This is a genomic window from Microbispora sp. ZYX-F-249, assembly GCF_039649665.1.
Classification (GTDB): Bacteria; Actinomycetota; Actinomycetes; order Streptosporangiales; family Streptosporangiaceae; genus Microbispora; species Microbispora maris.
Genome location: NZ_JBDJAW010000133.1, coordinates 1 through 1,138, shown reverse-complemented (window position 1 = coordinate 1,138; position 1,138 = coordinate 1). Strand labels below are relative to the sequence as shown.

The window sequence follows — 1,138 nt, the reverse complement described above, 5'->3', positions numbered from 1 at the left end:
GGCCTCCGACGACCCGGAGCACTATCTCGAACGGGCCAGGCTCACGCAGGGATACGTGGCGGTGCTGGCCGAGGCCCTGGCGGCGGGATGAGGGTGGGGCGGACGGGCCGGGCCGGTTCCGCCCGGCCCGGCCGTCCCACCACGAGACGGCGTCAGTCGGAGAACTCGTCGAAGAGGTAGGGGTCGTAGGGGTAGCTCCAGCGCTCGGTGATCTTGCCGTCGGCCACGCGGAACACCTGGACGCCGTGGTCGTCGAGACGGCGGTCGCCGCGCTCGCCCCGGACGCGGACCACCGCGGCGACCTTGTCGTCTCCGACGAGGAATGATTCCGGCTCGTATCCCAGCGTGTTTCCGGACAATTCACCGAGCCGGGCGAGATAGTTCACCACCTCGTCCTTGCCGCGATGCGCGCCGGCCAGGGCGCCGCGGCCCGGGACGTGGAATACCACGTCGTCGGCGAGCAGGGTACCCCTGAGGTAATCGAGGTCTCCTTTGGCCAGGGCGTCGTAGCTCTCCCGCACCACGATCACATTGGGGTGTTCCGACATTACGCACCCTCCGTATTGGGGTTGGCCTATTCGGGTGATTGTGCCGGCGCCGTGCCTCGATCAGTGTCAGCGAACATCGCGGTGAGAACGGACTTACCACAAGGCCAGATTGCGCTAACCCCGCCAGGGAAACGGCCCGGACCTGGCAATTCATCGACACATCCGAATCGGCCGTTGACATCGAAGTGGAGGAGTAAGGATCATGAGCATTCGGCGGGCCGTTTCATCGCGCGAGACCGCCGGAATTCGCTATTCGACCGGCCCGGAATCACCCCGATCCCCGCCGTCCCTGTCCGTCGCTTCCCGCCCGCCCGCCAGTCCGAGGAGTGAGGATGCCCCACATCACCCTGCCCACCGAGGAGCCCGGCATCATCGGCCTGTTCGGCTACCGGCCCGAGACCGCCGCGCCGATGAACGCGCTGGCGGAGGTGCTGCTGCGCGCGGCCAGCACGCTGACCAGGGGAGAGCGCGAACTGATCGCCACCTACGTCTCGTCGCTCAACGAGTGCCGGTTCTGCGCCTCCTCCCACGCCGCCTTCGCCGCCGCGCAGCTTCCCGAGGGCATGGACCTGGTCGAGCGGGTGCGTACG

At 67.9% G+C, this 1,138-nt stretch carries 2 protein-coding genes; one reads left to right on the top strand and one right to left on the bottom strand.

What is annotated here, in order from left to right:
- Positions 1-152 precede the first annotated feature (152 nt).
- Complete coding sequence (locus tag AAH991_RS40060; RefSeq protein WP_346231181.1) at positions 153-548, bottom strand: nuclear transport factor 2 family protein; 396 nt, start codon at positions 546-548, stop codon at positions 153-155.
- Between the two features lie 332 nt (positions 549-880).
- Here AAH991_RS40060 and AAH991_RS40055 point away from each other — a divergent pair.
- The coding region (locus AAH991_RS40055) for a carboxymuconolactone decarboxylase family protein (RefSeq protein WP_346231180.1) at positions 881-1,138 on the top strand (258 nt) is incomplete at its 3' end.

Excerpts from the sequence above, each read along its gene's own strand:
- AAH991_RS40060 (WP_346231181.1), bottom strand. The coding sequence starts at position 548 with ATGTCGGAACACCCCAATGTGATCGTGGTGCGGGAGAGCTACGACGCC.